This window comes from Mariniblastus fucicola, assembly GCF_008087665.1.
GTDB classification, from domain to species: domain Bacteria; phylum Planctomycetota; class Planctomycetia; order Pirellulales; family Pirellulaceae; genus Mariniblastus; species Mariniblastus fucicola.
Window position 1 is genome coordinate 4,943,589 of the sequence record NZ_CP042912.1, and the last position, 20,371, is coordinate 4,963,959.

At 53.1% G+C, this 20,371-nt stretch carries 15 protein-coding genes; 10 read left to right on the plus strand and 5 right to left on the minus strand.

Annotated features, from left to right (window positions below):
- Positions 1 to 4: 4 nt before the first annotated feature.
- A complete protein-coding gene (gene smpB / locus MFFC18_RS18380; RefSeq protein WP_075082527.1) occupies positions 5 to 541 on the minus strand; it encodes an SsrA-binding protein SmpB in 537 nt (178 codons plus the stop codon).
- A 375-nt stretch (positions 542 to 916) separates the two neighbouring features.
- Between smpB and lipA the strand changes: the two genes are divergently transcribed.
- The 4 genes from lipA to MFFC18_RS18400 all read left to right on the plus strand — a co-directional run bounded on the left by lipA (position 917) and on the right by MFFC18_RS18400 (position 4,424).
- The gene (gene lipA, locus MFFC18_RS18385; protein WP_075082526.1) at positions 917 to 1,780 is read left to right on the plus strand and encodes a lipoyl synthase; all 864 of its coding nucleotides are present in this window, start codon (positions 917 to 919) and stop codon (positions 1,778 to 1,780) included.
- A gap of 5 nt (positions 1,781 to 1,785) precedes the next feature.
- Positions 1,786 to 2,040 (plus strand): sulfur carrier protein ThiS, encoded by a 255-nt coding sequence (thiS, locus tag MFFC18_RS18390; protein ID WP_075082451.1) that lies wholly within the window; start codon positions 1,786 to 1,788, stop codon positions 2,038 to 2,040.
- Positions 2,041 to 2,059: 19 nt separating this feature from the next.
- Positions 2,060 to 2,944 (plus strand): thiazole synthase, encoded by an 885-nt coding sequence (locus MFFC18_RS18395; protein ID WP_084416805.1) that lies wholly within the window; start codon positions 2,060 to 2,062, stop codon positions 2,942 to 2,944.
- Between the two features lie 211 nt (positions 2,945 to 3,155).
- Positions 3,156 to 4,424 carry a carboxypeptidase-like regulatory domain-containing protein gene (locus tag MFFC18_RS18400; protein WP_157665034.1) on the plus strand — a complete coding sequence of 423 codons (1,269 nt, stop codon included), beginning with the start codon at positions 3,156 to 3,158 and terminating at the stop codon, positions 4,422 to 4,424.
- Between the two features lie 313 nt (positions 4,425 to 4,737).
- Here the strand turns inward: MFFC18_RS18400 and MFFC18_RS18405 are convergent, their stop codons facing one another.
- Positions 4,738 to 5,523 (minus strand): hypothetical protein, encoded by a 786-nt coding sequence (locus MFFC18_RS18405; RefSeq protein ID WP_084416804.1) that lies wholly within the window; start codon positions 5,521 to 5,523, stop codon positions 4,738 to 4,740.
- A gap of 636 nt (positions 5,524 to 6,159) precedes the next feature.
- Between MFFC18_RS18405 and MFFC18_RS18410 the strand changes: the two genes are divergently transcribed.
- The 5 genes from MFFC18_RS18410 to MFFC18_RS18430 all read left to right on the plus strand — a co-directional run bounded on the left by MFFC18_RS18410 (position 6,160) and on the right by MFFC18_RS18430 (position 14,169).
- Positions 6,160 to 9,003: a ribonucleoside-diphosphate reductase subunit alpha gene (locus MFFC18_RS18410; protein ID WP_075082449.1), complete on the plus strand. Its 2,844-nt coding sequence runs from the start codon at positions 6,160 to 6,162 to the stop codon at positions 9,001 to 9,003.
- Positions 9,004 to 9,201: 198 nt separating this feature from the next.
- On the plus strand, positions 9,202 to 10,263 hold the full coding sequence (locus MFFC18_RS18415; protein WP_075082523.1) for a ribonucleotide-diphosphate reductase subunit beta: 1,062 nt from the start codon (positions 9,202 to 9,204) through the stop codon (positions 10,261 to 10,263).
- Between the two features lie 335 nt (positions 10,264 to 10,598).
- Positions 10,599 to 11,465 (plus strand): glycosyltransferase family 2 protein, encoded by an 867-nt coding sequence (locus tag MFFC18_RS18420; protein ID WP_238381168.1) that lies wholly within the window; start codon positions 10,599 to 10,601, stop codon positions 11,463 to 11,465.
- A gap of 132 nt (positions 11,466 to 11,597) precedes the next feature.
- A complete protein-coding gene (locus MFFC18_RS18425; RefSeq protein WP_075082448.1) occupies positions 11,598 to 12,692 on the plus strand; it encodes a hypothetical protein in 1,095 nt (364 codons plus the stop codon).
- A gap of 67 nt (positions 12,693 to 12,759) precedes the next feature.
- Positions 12,760 to 14,169, plus strand: coding sequence for an outer membrane protein assembly factor BamB family protein (locus MFFC18_RS18430; protein WP_075082447.1), 1,410 nt, complete (start codon positions 12,760 to 12,762; stop codon positions 14,167 to 14,169).
- Positions 14,170 to 14,224: 55 nt separating this feature from the next.
- Here the strand turns inward: MFFC18_RS18430 and MFFC18_RS18435 are convergent, their stop codons facing one another.
- The 3 genes from MFFC18_RS18435 to MFFC18_RS18445 all read right to left on the minus strand — a co-directional run bounded on the left by MFFC18_RS18435 (position 14,225) and on the right by MFFC18_RS18445 (position 18,973).
- Positions 14,225 to 15,382, minus strand: a complete 1,158-nt coding sequence (locus tag MFFC18_RS18435; RefSeq protein WP_075082446.1) for a cytochrome P450 family protein — start codon at positions 15,380 to 15,382, stop codon at positions 14,225 to 14,227.
- A 109-nt stretch (positions 15,383 to 15,491) separates the two neighbouring features.
- Entirely contained in the window at positions 15,492 to 16,613 is a 1,122-nt protein-coding gene (locus MFFC18_RS18440; RefSeq protein ID WP_162273898.1) for an efflux RND transporter periplasmic adaptor subunit, read from the minus strand.
- A gap of 200 nt (positions 16,614 to 16,813) precedes the next feature.
- Positions 16,814 to 18,973, minus strand: a complete 2,160-nt coding sequence (locus MFFC18_RS18445) for an efflux RND transporter periplasmic adaptor subunit (protein ID WP_075082444.1) — start codon at positions 18,971 to 18,973, stop codon at positions 16,814 to 16,816.
- A gap of 174 nt (positions 18,974 to 19,147) precedes the next feature.
- On the opposite strand from MFFC18_RS18445, the gene MFFC18_RS18450 reads away from it, so the two are divergent.
- On the plus strand, positions 19,148 to 20,161 hold the full coding sequence (locus tag MFFC18_RS18450; RefSeq protein WP_075082443.1) for a rhomboid family intramembrane serine protease: 1,014 nt from the start codon (positions 19,148 to 19,150) through the stop codon (positions 20,159 to 20,161).
- Positions 20,162 to 20,371: the final 210 nt, after the last annotated feature.

Consider the following 20,371-nt stretch of genomic DNA (forward strand, 5'->3'; position numbering starts at 1 on the left):
TTCGTTAACGTCTGCCGCCAGCTTTCATCTGTCGGTCGATTTGTCGACGAGCTTCCTGATTTTTCAAAGTCTGGCGCTTGTCATGAATTTTCTTACCTCGCGCAACTGCCACCATCACTTTGACGATACCGCGTGCGTTGAAGTAGGCTCGCAATGGAACCAAGGTTAGTCCGTCCGCCGTGGCTTTAACACCAAGTCGATCCAGCTCTTTCTTGTTAACCAGCAATTTCCGTTTACGTTTCGGATCATGGTTCCACAAATTTGCCTGGCGATACTCTGAAATATCGGCATTCACCAGCCAAAGCTCGCCGTTCTGAAAACGGACGTAAGCCTCTTCCAGCGAAAGCTTTCCAACTCTCAGGCTTTTGACTTCGCTACCGTGCAGCACCAGTCCGCATTCGAGTTTTTCAAGCAACTCGTAGTTGTGGCGAGCCTTTCGGTTTTCCGCGATCGTCTTTCCAGTCGGCGCAGCATTCTTTTTCTTCTTGGCAGGCTTGCCAGCCGAAGTCGGTTTGGGCTGATTCTTTTTTTTCTTGGACAAACGAGTATCCAGGTCTCTGTCTTGGGGGATTTTGAGGATGCCACGTCGCGAACAATCGCCTCGGGCCAACATCCTAACATTGTTCCCGATCGTTCACTTTGACGCTGGAACTATCGAATGTAAATGCTTCTCAACTGGAAAAAATACGGTTCAAGGCATAAAATACCGATCAGCTATTTGACAACCATGCTGCAGAGATCGAACGTCGTGAGCAAAAGCTCCGTTGCGATTTCTGCACGCAAGCCCTGCGGGAAACGCTCAATGTCTCAACTTCCAATCGTGAACTCTGACGGCAAACCGGAAACAGCAGGCTCCTGCGGGAGCGGCGGTTCTTGCGGTGGAGCCAGTTTTCCGGCGTCGCTGACCTCCGGCGAAATGAGCGCCACAGGCCGACTTCCTCGCTGGCTCAAGCGACAGATCCCCAAAGGAAACCACGTAAACCACACAGCGAGTTTGCTGGACGAACTCAACCTCGTAACGGTTTGTGACAGCGCCAAATGCCCGAACCGGATGGAATGCTACTCACAGCAGACCGCCACGTTCATGATTCTGGGCGACACTTGCACTCGGCCTTGCGGATTCTGCGCGGTTAAACGCGGCAAACCGGAAGTTCTCGAAATCGACGAACCAGATCGTCTCGCCGAAGCAGCACTGCGACTCGGGCTGAAGCACGTTGTGATCACGTCGGTGACTCGCGACGATCTGAGCGATGGCGGCGCCGAACATTTTGCTCAATGCATCCAAGCCGTCCGCGAGAAATGCGATGCGACTGTCGAAGTCCTCACCCCGGATTTTCTGAACAACCCCGATGCTTTGATGAAAGTTGTGGCTGCCAAGCCCGAGGTCTTCAACCACAACACGGAAACCGTTCCAAGGCTTTATCGCCGAGTCCGTGGGCCTAAATCGGACTACAAATGGACCCTGGAAATGTTGCGACTGATCAAGGAAGCTGACCCAAACATTAAGACCAAAAGCGGGCTGATGCTGGGACTTGGCGAAACCCACGAAGAGCTCTTCGACGTGCTCGCGGACCTGCGTTCAATCGGCTGTGACTTCCTGACGCTGGGACAATACCTACAGCCATCGACGGATCGCTACTTGCCGGTCGTTCGCTACGTTCCACCCGAGGAATTCAATGCTTTGGGCGCCGCAGCGAAACATCTGGGCTTCAAAAAAGTCGCCAGTGGTCCATTCGTTCGCAGTAGTTATCACGCTCGCGACATGGCAGAAACGGTGTAGGCACGATGAGCGACCTGGACCAATCAAACATCAAACTGAATGGCGAACCGTTTGCGATCGAAGCGGACTGGACGATCGAAGATCTTTTGGTGCGGCTTGCGGCGGAGAAGCACGGAAACGGAACCTCGGCTCAATCAAAAACTTTTGGCGCCGTTGCTGTTGAACTGAATGCTGAAATCGTGCCGCGAAATCAATTTAGCCAAACGAATTTGAACGCCGGCGACGAAGTCGAAGTCGTGACGCTCGTCGGTGGCGGATAACATCTGAAGAACGAATGACATGGCTACAGACGCACCAACCGAAACTGAATCTGACGCTGGGGACCAGTCGCAGTTTGACGCGACGCCATTGCGTATTGGATCGCAGGTCCTCAACAGCCGACTGATTCTGGGCTCGGGAAAATATGACTCATTTGAGTTGATGCGAGACTCGATCGAAGCTTCCGCGACGGATTGTGTGACGCTGGCTGTTCGACGCGAGAAACTGAACGACAGCTCCGCGCGAAACATTCTCGATTTCCTTCCCTATCAAGAACTGACTTTGTTGCCGAATACAGCGGGCTGCTACGACGCCGTCACCGCCGTCCGTTGTGCGAAGCTGGGCAGGGCGATCCTTGAAGGACTCGACAATCCCGGGCAAAGCTGGGTCAAACTGGAAGTCCTCGGGAACAGCAGAACGCTATTGCCGGATCCGTTTGAGCTGTTGAAAGCCACCGAGACGCTGGTTGCGGACGGTTTTGATGTGCTCTGTTATTCCAATGACGACCCGGTTGTCGCCAGGCGATTAAAAGATGCTGGCGCCGCGGCGGTAATGCCCGCAGGCAGCCCCATCGGTTCAGGGTTGGGCATCGCAAATGAGAACAATCAGCGAATCATTTTGGCCGAACTTAAAAGGGGTGATCCCGATTATCCCGTGATTCTTGACGCTGGTGTCGGTACGGCGAGCGATGCGGTTATCGCAATGGAATTGGGTTTTGACGCGGTACTTCTAAACAGTGCAGTCGCGAAAGCAAAAAATCCGATAAAAATGTCAGCTGCGATGCGTTTGGCCGTGAATGCAGGTCGACTGGCTTTTGAAGCAGGTCGAATGCCTACATCGGCTTACGGATCAGCCAGTAGCCCGGAGTTGGGGGTCATATCTGACCGCAAACTACAGGACAGTTAAGCTGAGACTGAATATTCGGAAATTAGCAGGAATGCTGGTTTTTGGCGTCTGCGAGTCGATTTGAAAGTTATTTTTCATTTGTCTTGCCCAGACCCTCAATTTTCTTGACCCGGTTGTAAACGGCAGCTATAAATGGGGACTAAATCGGATCGGTCCTCATGCCTTTTCCGGCCACAATTTTGTAATGCAACTTGAGCTATTTGGTGAATCAATGATTAAAAAACGGAACAAATTTCAGCTTGGGCTGATGCTTGTTGCTCTTCCTTTCGTAGCAACCGCAGCAGCTTCGGCTCATCAATGGATCTCTTCGGCGACTCCAATTGCAGCACCTGAGGCGGTGACCGCAGTGAACGCTTCAGCTGATCGTCTTCATAACATTACGCTTAACAGCAACGGTGGAATCGAAGGACGTATTACTTCGCTCAAAAATTCTGAAGGCGAAGGCCTTGCAGATTTGAAAGTCTACTTCGTTCGCAATGGAAAAATTGCCAAGGAAGCAGTGACTGATGCATCAGGTACATTCCGCATCGACAACGTTGCAGACGGTGCATACTCATTCGTCGCGACTGGCCAAAACGGTTTTGCTGCTTACGGCGTTAACGTTGTTGCCAACAACGGCAGCAGCAAAGTTAACGCGATGGAAGCCGCTGCTGTTTCTCCTCGCTTCGCTGTTGTTAAAGAGATTCTTGAAAACAACCTTCCTCAGCAAATCGCTGCTGAGATTCTTGACGGTGCTTCAAACATCACTGATCAGCTTGTTGGTGCTAACCGTATCAAGCTTCAGAACGGAAGCCTTGTCGGAAACATCGTTCCTTTGTTCGGCGAAATTTCAGCTGTAGAAGGAACACAAGTTCACATCATCCAGAACGACAAGCAAGTTGCTCGCGTTCAGACAGACGTTAACGGTGACTTCTCTGTTGCTGACCTTGAGCCTGGCGTTTACGACTTCGTAGCTGCTGGCCCAACTGGAATCGCTGCTGTCAGCTTCCAGGCTATCGACGAAGAAGGTGAAATCGCTGCTGAGTCAGTAATCGATTCAGACGAAATTCCAGTTGCGATCGAGCCAGCTGCTGCGGCCGCTGCTCTTCCTTTCCAGGACGTTGTCAGTGCAGACATCCCAATGGAAGCTGCATCATCTTTGAACGTTTGCACAACATGCTCAAACGACGCTGGCTTCGTTGGCCAACAGGTCAGCTACGCTGGTCAAGAAGTTGTCTACGACGGTGGCTACGATGCTGGTGCTCCTATCCAGTACGCATCTGAAGCAGTTAGCTGCGGCGGTGCATGTGGAGCATCTTGCGGTTCAGCAGGCGACTTCAGCGGATTCAGCAGCTGCAACAGCTGTGGTGGAGCCGGTGGCGGACGTCTCTTCGGTGGCGGATCAACTGGTCTTCGTCGTCTTGCTCTTCTGGGCGGAATCGCTGGAGCAGTCATCGCGATTGCTTCTGACGACGACGCAAGTCCTAACTCGCCGAACTAACTGAGCCCGACGAGGTTTGGACTGCCGTTCTCACGGCATGATTAAAGTTACAAAATTGGAAGAGCCGTCCCAACTTGGGGCGGCTTTTTTTCTGCGCCGCAAGTTACCGATCGCCGGTGCGGCCATCACGCTCGGCGACGCGAATCGCCCCGTGATGAACTGGGCAGCATACGTTGCACAGAACATCGGCTGCACAAACATCGGCTGGCTGGCTGCAGCTCTGTTGCCACAACGGGAGGAACTCTCTGCGACAACGGCTACTGATCAGGTTGCTGCAACAGTGAAGACGACCAAGAACACGGACAGCTTACAACTAAGCCCGTCGCAACTGTGGCAACGGAACGTAGAACTTAGAGTAGCGATGCCCATCGCTGTATTCGATTCCGCGAGGATCTTTCACCAGCACCGTCGCACGCTTAGTGATCCTGTTTACGACGCCGCGATAGCGCTCGCCTCGGATGGAAAACGTAACCGCATCGCCGCAACGAATCCCCAACTGCTTGCGAGCGAAATCCGACGGCGTCATCAACTGGTGATTCGATTCTTTGTGCCCAAAGTAGTTCCGCACCAGCGCCCGAAATGGTTTCGCCTGGCAGTTTGAATCTGCAGTTCCGAGCAGCTCGACAAGGTGAATGACTTCGTGCTCCATAATTCGCTGCAAAGCCTCCAGCCTGGAATCACACCTGACACCTCCGACGTTTGCATGCTGTTCAAACTTGAAACTGCTGAACAACGGAGTCGTTGCAATCGCAATTTCGAACTCCGTTTCGCGACGCGACACGCCTGGGCGAGTTGCCATCGTTGTCGTTCCGCCGGCTGTCGTCATTCGTGTGGACAGCCGAAACGTCAGCGGCTTGTTGAAGTTTGACTCGACGAATCGGCCAATCGTTCCGTCGAAGAAAAGTTCGTCCGTCAGCTGAAACAGCATCCCCAGATCAGCCGCAGAAATGACGTCAAAATTGACGCTGCGAACGTTGCTGGAATTCAAAAGTAAGTGCTCGTGAATCTCGCGCTGCATTGCCCGCTGATGCGACACCGGAAATCTGCGACCAAGAATCTGGCGGTAGAACTTGGCTGATTGTTCGTTGGCGTTTCGCATGCTTACATTTTGCAAACTTTCTCGCAGTCACCAACGGGAATTTTGGAATCGATCGAAACGTTGCAAGATCACGCCAATTCGCCTCCCGGAAATCGCCCTGGATGTAGACCAATTTGCTATCACATTCATGCAAGCGAAATTCCTTATACGAAAAAATGTGGCGTTTTATCGCACGAAATGGACTGTCTGGTGCGGGCACCCAAAGCACAACATTTTGTGTTGACACGTTCAGCGACAACTATATATTGGGGCCGTGACGTGGCGAAGCATGAAGATACGACAACATGAGCACGGATTTCGCTGTCAAATTTGAAGGAATCTTCGAATTTGACTTCTTCAAGTTAAAGCAAAAACCACAACATGTAGTTTTGCTCACTTGGACACGGCACGAACAATAACGTTTGCTAATGAACGACTGGTTGGGGGTTTCGATTTTTAATCGAGCATTGACCAGACGTGTCAATGCCAGCCTTACGTTGTTCGCAGGTAATTGGGACAGCCCAACTTAAAGCATGGATGCGACCTCCTTCAAAGCCCGTCTCGGGCTCTATGGATGCAACTTCCCGCTGGACGTTGATGATTGTCATGGACTGTTTGGCCTGAGGGTCAAAATCAATTCTAAGGGAGTTCGAAGGAATGTCGGAAACACTCAACAATCAAAATGGAATCGTTGGCAACGCGGTCGTAGTCATGAACGTAACCAAGCGTGATGGTCGGCAAGTCTCGTTTAACGAGAGTTTGATCAGTCAGGCGATTGAGAAAGCTTTTTGTGCGGACCTGAATCTCAAAAGCGTAACGGATCTTTCCGAGGCTCAGAGAACGCGGATCCACGACATCACTCGCAATGTTGTTGAAACGGCCAAGCCTCTTTCGTTGGCGAAAGACGGCATCAGCGTCGAGAAGATTCAGGATGTTGTCGAAGCGGAGCTGATGAAGAACCAATACTTCTCAGTGGCACGCCGCTATATTCTCTATCGTGCTGAGCACAACAAGATTCGTCAGTTGCGTGCTGAAGAGCGGATGGAGAATCCACAAGCGTTCCCATCGATGATGGTTAATCGCGATGGCCAGTTGGAAAACCTTGACTTCCAACGACTTCGCGAACAGATTTCGACGGCCTGCGAGGGACTGGAAGAAACCTGCTCGGCGGAAGAACTGTTCGTCGAAGTTCAAAAGCAGTTCTTCAACGGAATCACGCCGCGTGAGATTGCTCGCTGCATGGTCCTGGCTGCACGAGCACGTATCGAAAACGATCCGGACTACGACACCGTCGCCAGCCGGCTCGTTTTGAATATTATCTATCGCGAGTCGCTTGGCAAATCGAGTGCCACTCGTGACGTTATCGAGCGATATCGCAATCAGTTCGACGACTACATTGCCGAAGGCATCGAAGCCGAACGTCTCTCTCCAGAACTTTCCAACTTTGATTTGGACCGACTCGCGTCGATAATTGTACCTGAACGTGACGCACTGTTTCCTTACCTTGGTCTGCAAACGATTTACGATCGTTACCTGTTGCACATCGAAGGCCGACGTTTCGAGTCACCCCAGTATTTCTGGATGCGTGTCGCGATGGGTCTTTCGATCAACGAAGCGGATCGCAACGAGCGGGCGATTGAGTTCTACAACATCCTTTCGACGTTTCGTTTCACTTCAGCGACGCCGACTCTGTTCAACGCGGGAACTCTGCATCCACAGCTTAGTTCTTGCTATCTGAGTACGGTTTCTGATGATTTGGACAGCATCTTCAAGCAAATTGGCGACAACGCCCGTCTTTCGAAGTGGGCAGGCGGCCTTGGCAACGACTGGACAAACATTCGTGCAACGAATTCGCACATCAAGGGAACCAACGGTCAGAGCCAGGGAGTGATTCCGTTCCTGAAAGTCGTCAGCGACACTGCGGTTGCGGTGAACCAGGGCGGCAAACGCAAAGGAGCAGTTTGCTCTTACCTTGAAACCTGGCACCTTGACATCGAAGAGTTCCTCGATCTTCGCAAGAACACGGGTGACGATCGTCGTCGTACGCACGACATGCACACTGCGAACTGGATTCCTGACTTGTTCATGCGTCGCGTGCACGAAGAAGGCCAGTGGACACTGTTCAGCCCGGACGAAGTTCCGGATTTGCACGACTTGTACGGCAAGGCTTTCGAGGAACGCTACACGTACTACGAACAGCAAGCTGCTGAAGGCAAACTGCGTCTTTCGCGCACCATTCCTGCCCAGGACCTGTGGCGAAAAATGCTTACTCGCGTTTTTGAAACGGGTCATCCGTGGATTACTTTCAAGGATCCGTCAAATGTTCGTTCGCCTCAGGATCACTGTGGCGTCGTTCACAGCAGCAACCTGTGTACGGAAATTTTGCTGAACACGTCGGCAGACGAAACGGCTGTTTGCAACCTTGGCTCGATCAACATGCTCAACCACATCACCGAAGGTGAGCTTGATCTTGAGAAACTTGAAGAGACGATCAATACCGCGGTCCGCATGTTGGACAACGTGATTGACATCAACTTCTACCCAACAGAAGAAGCCAAAAACGCGAACCATCGCCATCGTCCGGTTGGGCTTGGCTTGATGGGTTTCCAGGACGCTCTTTCGGCTTGTGGAATTAGCTACGCCAGCGACGAAGGCGTCGAGTTCGCCGATCGCAGCATGGAAGCCATCTCATGGTTTGCACTGATGGCGTCGAGTCGTCTGGCGGGCGAGCGTGGGACTTATTCTTCTTACGAAGGGTCGAAATGGGATCGCGGACTGCTTCCGATCGACACCGTTGCGACCCTCGAAGAAGAGCGTGGTATGGCGATCGACATGGACAAGTCCACGACGATGGACTGGTCTGTAGTTCGTAAGCAAATCAAAAAACACGGCATGCGTAACAGCAATGTGATGGCGATTGCTCCGACCGCAACGATCTCCACGATCATTGGCGTGACTCAGTCGATCGAGCCGACTTACAAACACCTGTTTGTGAAGAGTAATCTTTCTGGCGAATTCGTTCAGCTGAACGTAAAACTGGTCAACGAGTTGAAAGAACGCGATCTTTGGTGCGACGAGTTGCTTGAAGCGATCAAGTATTACGACGGTTCGCTCGGCGACATTCCGGGCTTGCCGGAAGACATCAAGGGTCGCTTTGCAACGGCTTTCGAGATCGAGCCACAGTGGCTGATCAAGGCTGCCAGTCGTCGACAGAAGTGGATCGACATGGGCCAGTCGTTGAACCTGTACCTTGGTCAACCCAGCGGTCGCAGACTGGACGAAATGTACAAGTATGCGTGGGTCGCTGGATTGAAGACGACTTATTACTTGCGTTCACTCGGAGCGACACAGGTTGAGAAATCAACGGTCGACATTAACAAGTTTGGAGTTCAGCCTCGCTGGATGAAGAACTCCAGCTCTTCGTCTGATATCGCGGTTGAGCGACAACCGGAAGTTCAAGCGTGCAGCATCGACGACCCTGACTGCGAAGCCTGTCAGTAACCGTACCTCGAACGCTCCACGTCGAACCGCATCTCACCTCGTCTCAGTGCGACTCGTCGTGGAGTTTTTCGAACCTGTTTTTCCCCATCCATCACCTACCCACAGCTGAAAACACAACTTTTGGACCAGTTGAAAACTGATTTTGCCAACAGTTAATCTTTCATACTTTCATTTATCAATTGCATGGAGTCGCAATCAATGGCTACGGACATTCGAGATAAAGCAGCTGCAGAAGCAGCCAAAACCAAACGTGTTGACGCCAGTGAAAAGCGGCTGATCAACTGCCATCAGGTTGACGTCAACCAGCTCATGCCCCTGAAGTACAAGTGGGCGTGGGAGCACTACGACAACGGTTGCGCCAATCACTGGATGCCGACCGAAGTTCCGATGAACAAGGATATCGAGATCTGGAAGTCGGACACGCTGACTGCGGATGAACGACACGTGATCATGCGAAACCTCGGTTTCTTTTCAACGGCCGAGAGCCTGGTCGGAAACAACCTTGTGCTGGCGATTTTCAAGCACATCACGAACGCGGAGTGCCGCCAGTACCTGCTTCGTCAGGCGTTTGAGGAAGCGGTGCACTCTCACACGTTCCTGTACGTGGTTGAAAGTCTTGGACTGGACGAAGGCGAAGTCTTCAACATGTACAACGAAGTCCCTGCGATCGCTCGCAAGGATGCATTTGAGATGGAACTTACGCGGGAAGTTCTCGATCCTGACTTCACGACGGAAACGTTCGAAGGCGCTCAGGCGTTGTTGAAGAATCTGATCGGTTTCTACCTGATCATGGAAGGCATTTTCTTCTACACCGGATTTGTAATGATCCTGTCGTTCCATCGTCGCAACCTGATGAAGGGAATTGGCGAACAGTTCCAGTACATCTTGCGGGACGAATCGATTCACCTGAACTTCGGCATCGATTTGATCAACGGCATCAAGTCAGAAAACCCTGAACTGTGGACGCCTGAGTTCCAACAGCAAATGGTGGATCGCGTTCGCGAATCGGTTGAGCTGGAACTTGAGTATGCGAAGGACTGCTTGCCGAACGGTGTGCTTGGGCTCAACGCAGAACTTTTCCGTGATTACGTTCAGTACGTTGCGGACCGTCGTTTGGAAAGAATCGGTTTGCCGGTTCAGTACAACAGCCCGAATCCATTCCCATGGATGAGCGAAACAATGGACCTCGCCAAAGAGAAGAATTTCTTTGAAACGCGAGTCACTGAATACCAGACCGGCGGCAAGCTGGACTGGGACTGATAGTCAGATATCAACGTCATTGAATTGGCCGCTGTGGTAATGATCACAGCGGCTTTTTTCGTTTGCATTCCTCTGTGTCGCAGACATCGCAGCGCGGCTTTTCACGATTCGATTCGTCACATTCGGTAACATCGGGCATTCGTCATTCAGCAACGCGTGATCTTCGGTTTGGCACGACGGTTAATCCGATTGTTCCGGTTTCTCAGGTCGCGTGAATTGCTGCAAATTCGCCACACGTCGCTATCTGTGATGTAACTTTTAGGGCGACCGGAGTTCGTTGGCAAATGCCACGCCAGGGTCGCCCACCGACCTTCCACACAGCACAGAATTCAGCGATGAGCAATCCAGTGGCGAAACTTTCGAATTCAACGACCCAACCTGACACCGACGCGCGTTTTGAAGAAATGCTTACCCGGCTGCGAAAATGCGAAGGGCTCGTCGAGCAGGAACTTGATGAGTACCGGTCGACGGAAACTCCCGTGTCGGAACAAGATGCGAACGAAACGCAGCGCGATTACCTTCTTTCGATCGTCATTCCGGTCTACAACGAAGAGGCAACCGTCGCACGAGTCGTTAGCCGCGTCGCCGCACTTCCTCTGAATTCCGAACTGGTTATTGTCGATGACTGCAGCACCGACGGCACGCGCGCGATCCTTGGATTGGTCGCTGATCTGCCGCAAGTCCAGGTTATCCTCAAAGACAAAAATGCGGGCAAGGGCGCCGCACTTCGAACCGGATTTGAAAATGCTACCGGTGATTTCATCATCGTGCAGGACGCGGATCTGGAGTACGACCCGCGCGACATTCCACCGATTATTCAGCCATTGCTTCGCGGCGAAGCGGACATCGTTTATGGCTCACGCTTCATCGGCGATGTCGTTCATGACGAATCGTTCATCCATCGACTCGGCAACGCAGTTCTAACGCAAGCTTCCAATCTGTTCAGCGGCTTGAACTTGACGGACATGGAAACGTGCTACAAAGCATTTACGCGTGAAGCGATGGAGGCCGTCGACATTGAACAGGAACGTTTTGGGATCGAACCGGAAATTACAGCCAAGCTGGCTCGACGCGGGTTTCGTTTCAAGGAAGTTCCGATCAGCTTTTATGAAAGCCGTGGTTACGACGAAGGTAAGAAGATCGGAATCAAGGATCTTTTCAATGCTTTCTGGTGCATCGGGCGGTACGGGATAAGCGACTGAGTTCGCCGCCTGAAGTTCCGAATGCCCCGATCAGCACGAAGCTCCAGCATTCGAGACACCCGGCTGCGAATCCAAGCTTTCTTCGATCTCGCTGTTTGCCTAAGATAGAATTGTCGCAAACAGGAACGATCCATGCAAAAACTGCTCGCCGCCATCATCATTCTGACGCTCACCAGCACTTATTGCGTTGGTCAGACATTCAAGCCCCGCTACGGGCAGGGCAGTTCCCAGCGCACCGGCGACTCGGCCAGAACGCAGAACCGGTCGCTTGAACTGCGTGTTCTTGTCGACGACCGTAGCTCTTTAGGAACCAGCCACGACTGGATGCAAGCTCTCGCCGAAGTCGGCGCCGATCGCGTTGTTGCAGAGACTTCCCGTGCACGGAAACCTTCGTTTGAAGAATTCGACTCGGGTTCGACCAAACTTTTGACGGTCGTCGGCATCGTCAAACAGGGAAAACTGCACCTACCAGGCGGGAAGTTTACTATTCGGCAGGTTGCAGCCATTCGAGCACACCTACAGAAACTTCGAGACGACGGCGCCGAAGTCACGGTCGCTGAAAAAGTCGCGTTTGGACTCACGGCCAAGCAACTGGTCGCACTTCACGATCAACTTGGTTTGAAAATAACGTCGCCGACGGCTGGCCAAAACGCTGGTAAGCTCGCGAGCACGCTGATGAAAAACTCCGGCTATCCGATCTCCATCGATCGAACATCACAGCTTGTAATTTCCAGCGCTCAATCAACCGTCGACATCGAGCTCGAAGGCTATTCGATTGGCACCGGATTGGCTATCGCGCTTCGGCAATTGGGCCTGGTTTTCGAACCCGTTCGCCCTCAAGGACAGAAAGTTAAACTGGTCGTGCGAGCTGCAGACGAGAAAACAAAAAACTGGCCCGTCGGCTGGCCCGTTTCTGAATCGCGAAAGAAAGCTGCTCCAAATCTGTTTGTGAAAGTCGACGTCCAGGCTGCGGAGACTCCGATTCTCGACTTGTTGGGCGCGATCGAAGGCAGGATCGAGATTCCGCTGATCTATGATGTCGCAAAAATTTCGGAACGCGGAGTCGATCTCGCGTCGACGAAAGTCAGTTTTTCGCGGCCCGGAAAGAAATCAAGCTACGACATGGTGATGGACAAAGTCCTCAACCAATGCAAACCAAAATTGAAGTCTGAGCTAAAAATCGATGAAGCTGGCAAGCGATTTCTGTGGATCACGACACGAAACTGATGGCTGAATCCGAATCGATTTGCCGTACAATCGGTTCACGCTATTCGAACCCAACCGTCGGTGATCCATGCTCAATTTCATTCTTGCGTTTCGAAACTTCGCCATTCTGACCTTAGCACTCGCGTGCACCTCTTCCGCGTTCGCTGCCCAGGACGCCGATTCTGAACTGCTGTGGCCCGGATTCCGCGGCCCCAACGGCAACGGAACTTCGCTCACTGCAAAACCACCCACTGTTTGGAGCAACACAGAGAACATCGCGTGGAAGCAGAGAATTCCAGGACGTGGTTCGTCCTCTCCGATCGTGGTTGGGAAACGAGTCTACATCACTGCGGCGACTCCCGCCGATTCAGACAACGCTCCGCGGCAGCTTACTCAGCCGGAGATAACGAAAAAGTTTGACGCAAACCGAAACGGGCAACTGGATGGAAACGAACAGCGAGCCGCCAGAGCTTTTCTTCAATCTCAGCGAACGTTGCTGGCGCAAAAGCAAAAATTCATGGTCCTTTGCTACGACCGCGCATCGGGCGATCCGATTTGGGAGAAAGTTGCAACCGAGGCGATGCCCCACGAAGCACACCATCCGGACCATGGATACGCTTCCGCCTCGCCAGCAACGGATGGGAATTACCTGTACATCAATTTTGGATCCTATGGTCTGTATTGCTACGACCTGGAAGGCAACCTGCGATGGAAACGCGACGATCTGGGCAAGATGCAGACGCGAGGAACGTTCGGCCAGGGCAGCTCGGTCGCGCTCCACGACAACATTCTGATTCTTCCGTGGGACCACGAAGGCCAGTCGCGCATCGAAGCCATTGATTGTGACACGGGCGAAACGATTTGGAAAAAAATGCGAGACGAACCAACAGCCTGGGCGACGCCGCTGGTCGTTGAGGTCGATGATCGCAAGCAAGTCATTCATTCGGGCCAAAACTACTCGCGCGGTTACGACTTGAATACGGGCGAGGAGATTTGGAAAGCGTCCGGACTTTCACAACGCCCCGTCGCTTGCCCAACCGTCTTCGGCAACACCGGTTTCTTTGCGAGTTTCCGTCGCGGAGCCGTGCTGCAGGCGATTCCGCTGAACCAAACGGGAGACATTAGCCAAAACGGCATCGTCTGGAGCATCAATCGGCAAACTCCGGATGTTCCTTCGTTGCTACTATCGGAAAACCGGCTGTACTTTACCGGCGGGAACAACGGCATCCTGACCTGCGTCAACGCTGAAACGGGAGAGCCATTTTTCAATCCACAGCGGCTGCCAATCGGCGGAGTTTACTCTTCGCCCGTAGCCGCAAATGGAAACGTCTTCATCACCAGTCGTGATGGCGAGACCGTTGTGATTCGCGACGCGGTGACCTTCAGTGTCGTCTCTAGGAATGACATCGGCGAGCCTGTTGATTCGACTTTGGCTTTGGCCGACGATGAGATTTTCATTCGGGGTCGGGACCATCTGTTCTGCGTACGCAACAAGTAACCCTGCTGCCAAATGGCAAAGGACAAATGACCAAACGGCCAGTTCGCGAGACAGACTAATTGTTGACGCGAAACCGGACGTTGAGCGTGTCGTAGCCAACAGCGCGTGTGAATTCTTTGGCGACTTCCACATGTCGAACCGAGTCAATCATTTCAATCGACAGGTTTTTGCTGCAGAGGACTTCCAGCATCGTACGGACGACCAGTCTGGCATGAGCGGCGCCCTGGCAAAGGTGATCGCGAAACCCGAATGAAACGTGTGGATTCGGACGACGGTCGAGAATAACATCCTGAGCGTTTTCAAAAACGCTTTCATCGTGATTGGCCGACGCCCAGCACAGCCCAATCCTCTCACCCGCTGCGACTTTGACTCCGTGCACATCGGCTCCTTGCGGGCAAACGCGACCGATCTGAGTCAGCGGCATGAACACGCGAAAAAACTCTTCGCTCGCCAACACAATTCGCTTCGGATCCTCCCGCAGATACTCAAGCCCCACGGGGTTGCTCGCCAGCCACGCGATGATCGACGTCACACTGTGAATGATCGTATCGCGTCCACCAGCAAAGGCCAGATTGGCGAAACCGAGACACTCATCCCGCGTCAGTTTTCGTCCACGAAATTCAATCCGGGTCAACACGCTGAAAAAATCTTCGCCCGAGTCGGCCGCCGCGCGATCAAACTGTTCGTTCAAATAGGACTCCAGCGAACCGCCTCGTTTCGATTCGCCTTCCTGAGGCTGGAAGACATGAACGCCCCAGCGGATCCAGACTTCTGCTTCGGATTCCGGCATGTTCAACAGATACGTGAACGCCCGAGACTGAATCGGTAACGCGAATTCCGCAACGGCATCGAACGAGTCCTGTTCCGCGAGCGCATCGACGACCGATTCGATCATCGACTTCACCGCCGAGATGACTTCCGGCTTCTTCGCCCGCAGAAAAAATGGCTCGGTAAGCTTTCGATACTCTTTGTGATCAGGAGGATCGACTTCGATCGGCAATTGTCGCACCGAACGCATGGACTCTTCGGATGGAATCGGAACTCGAAACGGCGCGTCCGAGCTAAACTGTTTCCAGTCTGCGGCAGCGTCCCGAACATCTTTGTGCCGCAGCAACATCGTGATCATCTCGCCCTCGAACGGGCAGCGCATCACGCCCTCTTTTTCACGAGCTTCACGAAACGGATCATCGTTGATTGGATTTTCAGGTTGCATGTTCAATTGGAATGGAACGGGATCAACTACATGCCACCAATGTACTCAGCCGCCAGAGTATTTCTTAGATCTTAAAGAAGATGCCAAGGCAGGAGTTAGCCGTCTTGGCCTACTTCAGCATAATCCGCATCGAAACGCGAGCGTCTTTTCGCAAAACCCACTGGCCCTGCTTCATCTTGTTGGTAATCTCGGCCTTGACCATGAACTCGTTGCCAGTACCGGCGATATCCTTGGAACCGATGATGACGATCTTTCCTGGAAACTCCATCTTTTCCTTACGAGCCAGCTCCACAGTCACCAAAACGTCTTTCCCCTTCACATCAGAAGGGTTGTAGTCGCGGTTTGAAATCAGGCCGGTAACGTAAAGCTTGTCCATGCGAGCAATCCTGACAACAGGCTCGCCAGCCGTCACCCATTCGCTCTGCTGTTTATAGCGATCTACCACAACGCCATCGAACGTTGCTACAACCGCATGCCGCTGGATTCGCTCTTCGACTTCCCGGGCACGAGCGTTCTCAAGTTCCGCTTCTCCCTGGGCTTCAAGCTGTCGCATGTTGGCAGCGCGAAGCTGAAGCTGAGCTACTTCGTACTCGTACCGCGCCGTCAGTTTCTCATCAGAAGAACGCGCGCCCTTTCGCTCAAGCTTGCTGGTCGTCTCATAACGTTGGCGAGTCAGCTGAATTTGCTTTTCCGCGGCCTCCATCGAAGTCGTATCGTTGGCGATTCGATAAGCATTGTTCTTTCGAACCAGCGCCTGACGCAGTTGATGCTTGAGCAGCGTATCGTTGATTCGCGCGATCACCGTACCAGTCGGTACAGCGTCACCCTCGGTTACATTCATCTCGACCAGAGCACCTGTCTCCAAAGCCGGAACGTCAATTTCGTCAACGTACTCGATCGTGCAAGCGCTGACCCGTCCTTCGCCCATCCCCGACGTGTCGCCAATTTGCGATCCGGTCCCGGGATCGCTCTGTTGAATCGATGTTCGTGGAGGCGTCAACGTCGATGTTCCGCCGCGCCCAAACGTCGGTGTCGCATTGCGGTTGGTCGAGGGTTCGAACTTGCTGACTCCCGGCGTCGCCTGCTTGGCCTGGCCATCGGAGTAGGGCGATCCGCTGCTTCTCTTGAACCCGCCCTGAGCGTTGGCTTCGGCACACTCAAACGACACCAGGCACGCAACGATCAGAACAGCTGGCCAAACAGACAAACGGCTTTTTGCTAAATCAATCACGGTCATTTCGCTCTCATGCGTTGGTTGGTAGAAGCTGGCGACAGGCAGAAGTGCTTCGATAAAAATCGGCCAGAGAAAGCCGCCACAGCCAGAGAAAATCGGCGGATCAACGTTTGCGAGGCGACTAAACGCAGCCTATTCCCTGACGTCTGTAAGTATAGGGAATTTAGGGATCCTGTCCGCCGAATTGCCAGCAAAATTCAAAACCAGAACTGCCACTTTGCCTGAACCGTCTCGATCAGCTCGTAGAACATCGCGTAGCCAACCGAACAAGTGCCGCACTGAACTTTTCCCGTGACGCGAGTTCCCGATCGAAGCAGCTCTTGAGGGATAGCATCATTGGGAAAGCGGACTCTTACCAATGCAGCATTGCCTTCATCGGAGTAGACGTCCAGCTTCTGATCGACAGACAGCAACTCACCCTCAAACTCTTTTCCAGGCCACGAAACGAGTGCGAAAGTCACCTTGAGGAACTCGTCGGAATCCTGCATCGCCCTGGACAAATGAGCCAGTCGTCGTTCCGGCATTTCCAGCTCGATCAGCCACTGTGTATCGGGAGGAACAATGGTCATCAGATGTTGCCCAAAACGAACGGGGCGTCGCAGCAGATTCTGTCGGACTTGCCAGTTTACAACCTGACCCGCGATCGGAGCACGGACTTGTAACAGCTCGCGGTCTTTCAGTTGAACTGCCAATTCGTTTTCGAGGTTGGCAATTTCCTGAGACGCTCTTTGGAACTGCGAGTTGTAAGCGGCTTTCTCGCTCGCATCGACGCCCGTCGTCTTTCCCGTTTCCGCGATCCGCAGCTCGTTTTTGGCTTGAGCGATTCGTCCTTGCAGGTCTCCAATCTTGAGTTCCAAAGTTGAACTCGCCATCGTGGCGAGGAGTTGACCTTTGTCGACGATTGAATCGCCCGTGTTGGAGACCTTGATGTCGGTCAGGATTCCGTCCAGTTGAGCGTAGACTTCGTGGCGACTTTCGGCCACCAGATTTCCTCGGGCACCGAGCGAGAACGAATAAGGATACAAGCACAGGAATCCCAGCACGGCCGCAATCACGGCAATGCCTGTCAGGCTGCGAGCCAAGCGGCGGCCCTGAAACTGTTGGACGATTTTGCCAATCGACTTCCACAGCGGCATCAGGAAAATGCTCTGGTGGTCGATGCTGTTGGACAACGCGGTTTGCGCGTGTGTCGCCATGACTTCGATGCGTTCCTTAACAGCAGGGGAAACGCTCGACGCGTCCAACTGCTCGATAATCAACGCCCCAACCGGTGCTTCGCTGCCCGTCGTTTGTGCCTGTTCAAAGGGATCGTCGTCGAAAGATGTCGGTGGGACGTTCCGCAAAGGAATCACTGCGACCATCCGCGCGTGCGACTTTTCGACATGATCGTGGACGCGTTTTTCGATGGTCGGGGGCAGGTTTTTGCTGTCGCCTTCGTACCACAGTGGCTTTTTTGACTGAACAACGGAAGTCGCCAAACGCCCGAGCGTCTTGACCTGTTCGCTGCGTCGCTCGATCGTGTCGAGGCCGCTAACGGATTTGACGACGCATCGATTGCCTTGCATCGTCGCCACGCTGACACGATCACAATCGATCAGCCGTCTGCCTTCGTTGCTGATCGCGTAGACGGTGTCGTTGACGTCGAGCTTGCGATGAATCAACTGCACGAATCGTTCCAGCTGACTCCATGTTTTTTGCTGCTCCTGAAACGACCTCAGTCGCAAGTTGGACAGGAACTCACCCGCGATCTCTGACATCTGCAACAGGAAACGCAAGTATCCGCGCTGCGTCGCAGGTCCGGCGCCGGGCCGCTGAAAGATTTCAATCAGACCGACTGTTTCGCCGTCGACTTTGATCGGACCCAGCACCAACAAATGGTCGGTTGGATTGCCTCCAGAATCCGACGCTTCGCTGCCTGTTGCCGGCGGAATCAAAGTCGGTTCGCCGGCGTCGAGCATTCGCTCAATCAGCTTTCCATGCGTTTGCTGAGCCTGAACATTTTCGTTTAACGCGGTTTGCTTCAAGTTGACGTGGCACTGAAGTTTGGCGTTTTTGTTTTCTGTTTCACGAATCCAGATTGCGCCGCCGACGGAAGCCAATGCAGTGACGATTCGCGTGAGAAAACCTTCGTAGAACTCGTCGGCAGTACAATCTTTTTGGCTCAGTTGCCGGACTTCGAGAACCAACTCGCGAATCTGGGCGCGCGTTTTATCGACCAGCGCCGCGTCGGAATCGGACAGATCAACACGCCGACGCCCGGGTCGTTTTGCTTTCGCGTCAGCAGTCGCAGCGGACGTTGGCGCAAACGCCATGCCTTGTGCCGGATCGGAATCGTTCGTTGTTGGGTCGTGCACCATTGGAGAACCGTATACAATTTGGGGAAACGGGACTTTCCAAGAATCTGGGGGCTATGGCAAGCTCGATTCCCAAACTCGGTTCCGCCAGAGCTTCCCCAAGCTCGATTTCAATCGCTCAGGCCTACGATTCTCCGGGTGCTGGCACTTTGACTCCTCCGCGACAGAAAGAAATCGATGAGATTGATTGGCAGTTTGCCATCAGAATCCGCAGCCGATAGCTTGGCCGCCTATTTGTTAACGCAGTCCATCGAGTGCCAGGTTGAGCCTGATGGTGAACATGGATTCGACATATGGGTTAAAGACGAAGACGGTTTCGAGCAAGCCAAGCGCGAGCTGGAGACTTTTCGGAGCGATCCAAAGGCAGAAAAGTATCGCAAGGCCGTTGCAGAAGCGAAGAAGATTCAGGAAGCTGCCGTTTCGCGACAAAAGCAGTACCAGAAGAACATTCAATCTGTGGGCCCTGTGCAAAAGGGCATTTTTGAAACGGCTCCGCTGACCGTCGTGTTGATTCTGATTTGCGTGATCGTTGCGGCACTCACTGAATTCGGCGCCGACAAGTATGACGATCGAGCCGTTGCGCGAGCGCTGCAGTTCGTGGCTGTTGATACGCCTTCGGAGCAGCTTCAGCAAGCGTGGCAGACTAACAGGGACAGCATGGAGGTGCGTCTGGCCAGCATTTATCGCGGAGAGTTGTGGCGAACCATGTCGCCAATTTTCTATCACTACGGCCCGTTCCATATTGTTTTCAACATGCTTTGGTTGGCCTATTTTGGCCGCATGATCGAAGGGAGGTATGGAACTTTATGCCTGGCGATGATCGTCGTGTTTTCTGCGATCTTTTCCACGGTCCTGCAATGTGTAGTTCCTGCAAGCGTCGGCGGATCGGTGCCGATGTTGTATACCGACCTGTTGATATCCCATTTAGGCGGAATGTCCGGCGTCAACTACGCGCTCTTTGGGTTCATCTGGTTCCGGATGCTCTATGACCCAAACTCTCGAATGTTCCTGCCTCAAACGACGGTCATTATCATGATCGGCTATCTGTTTTATTGCATGCTTTCGCCGCAAATCGGCGGTACGTTCGGAGGAGACGCAGGCCGCGTAGCCAACTGGGCACACGGTGGCGGAATGCTGATGGGCTTGCTGCTGGGGCTTTCGCCGATCGGCAAACGGCTCAGCAAGAAGTGATCGGGTTGCGCAGGAATCGGGATCGCAAGTAGGCTGCTGACGAACCCGGTAAAAGCACGAAGCGCAAATACAGTCACGATGTGCTAAACCAAGCATCCAATATCAGCACGAAACGCAATCGAGTAAATCACTCAGTCAGTAAATCACTCAGTCTTTGAGTCACTCACGAACGCTCGAAGCGATTCACCAATTCGCCGCCTGTCTGTCTGA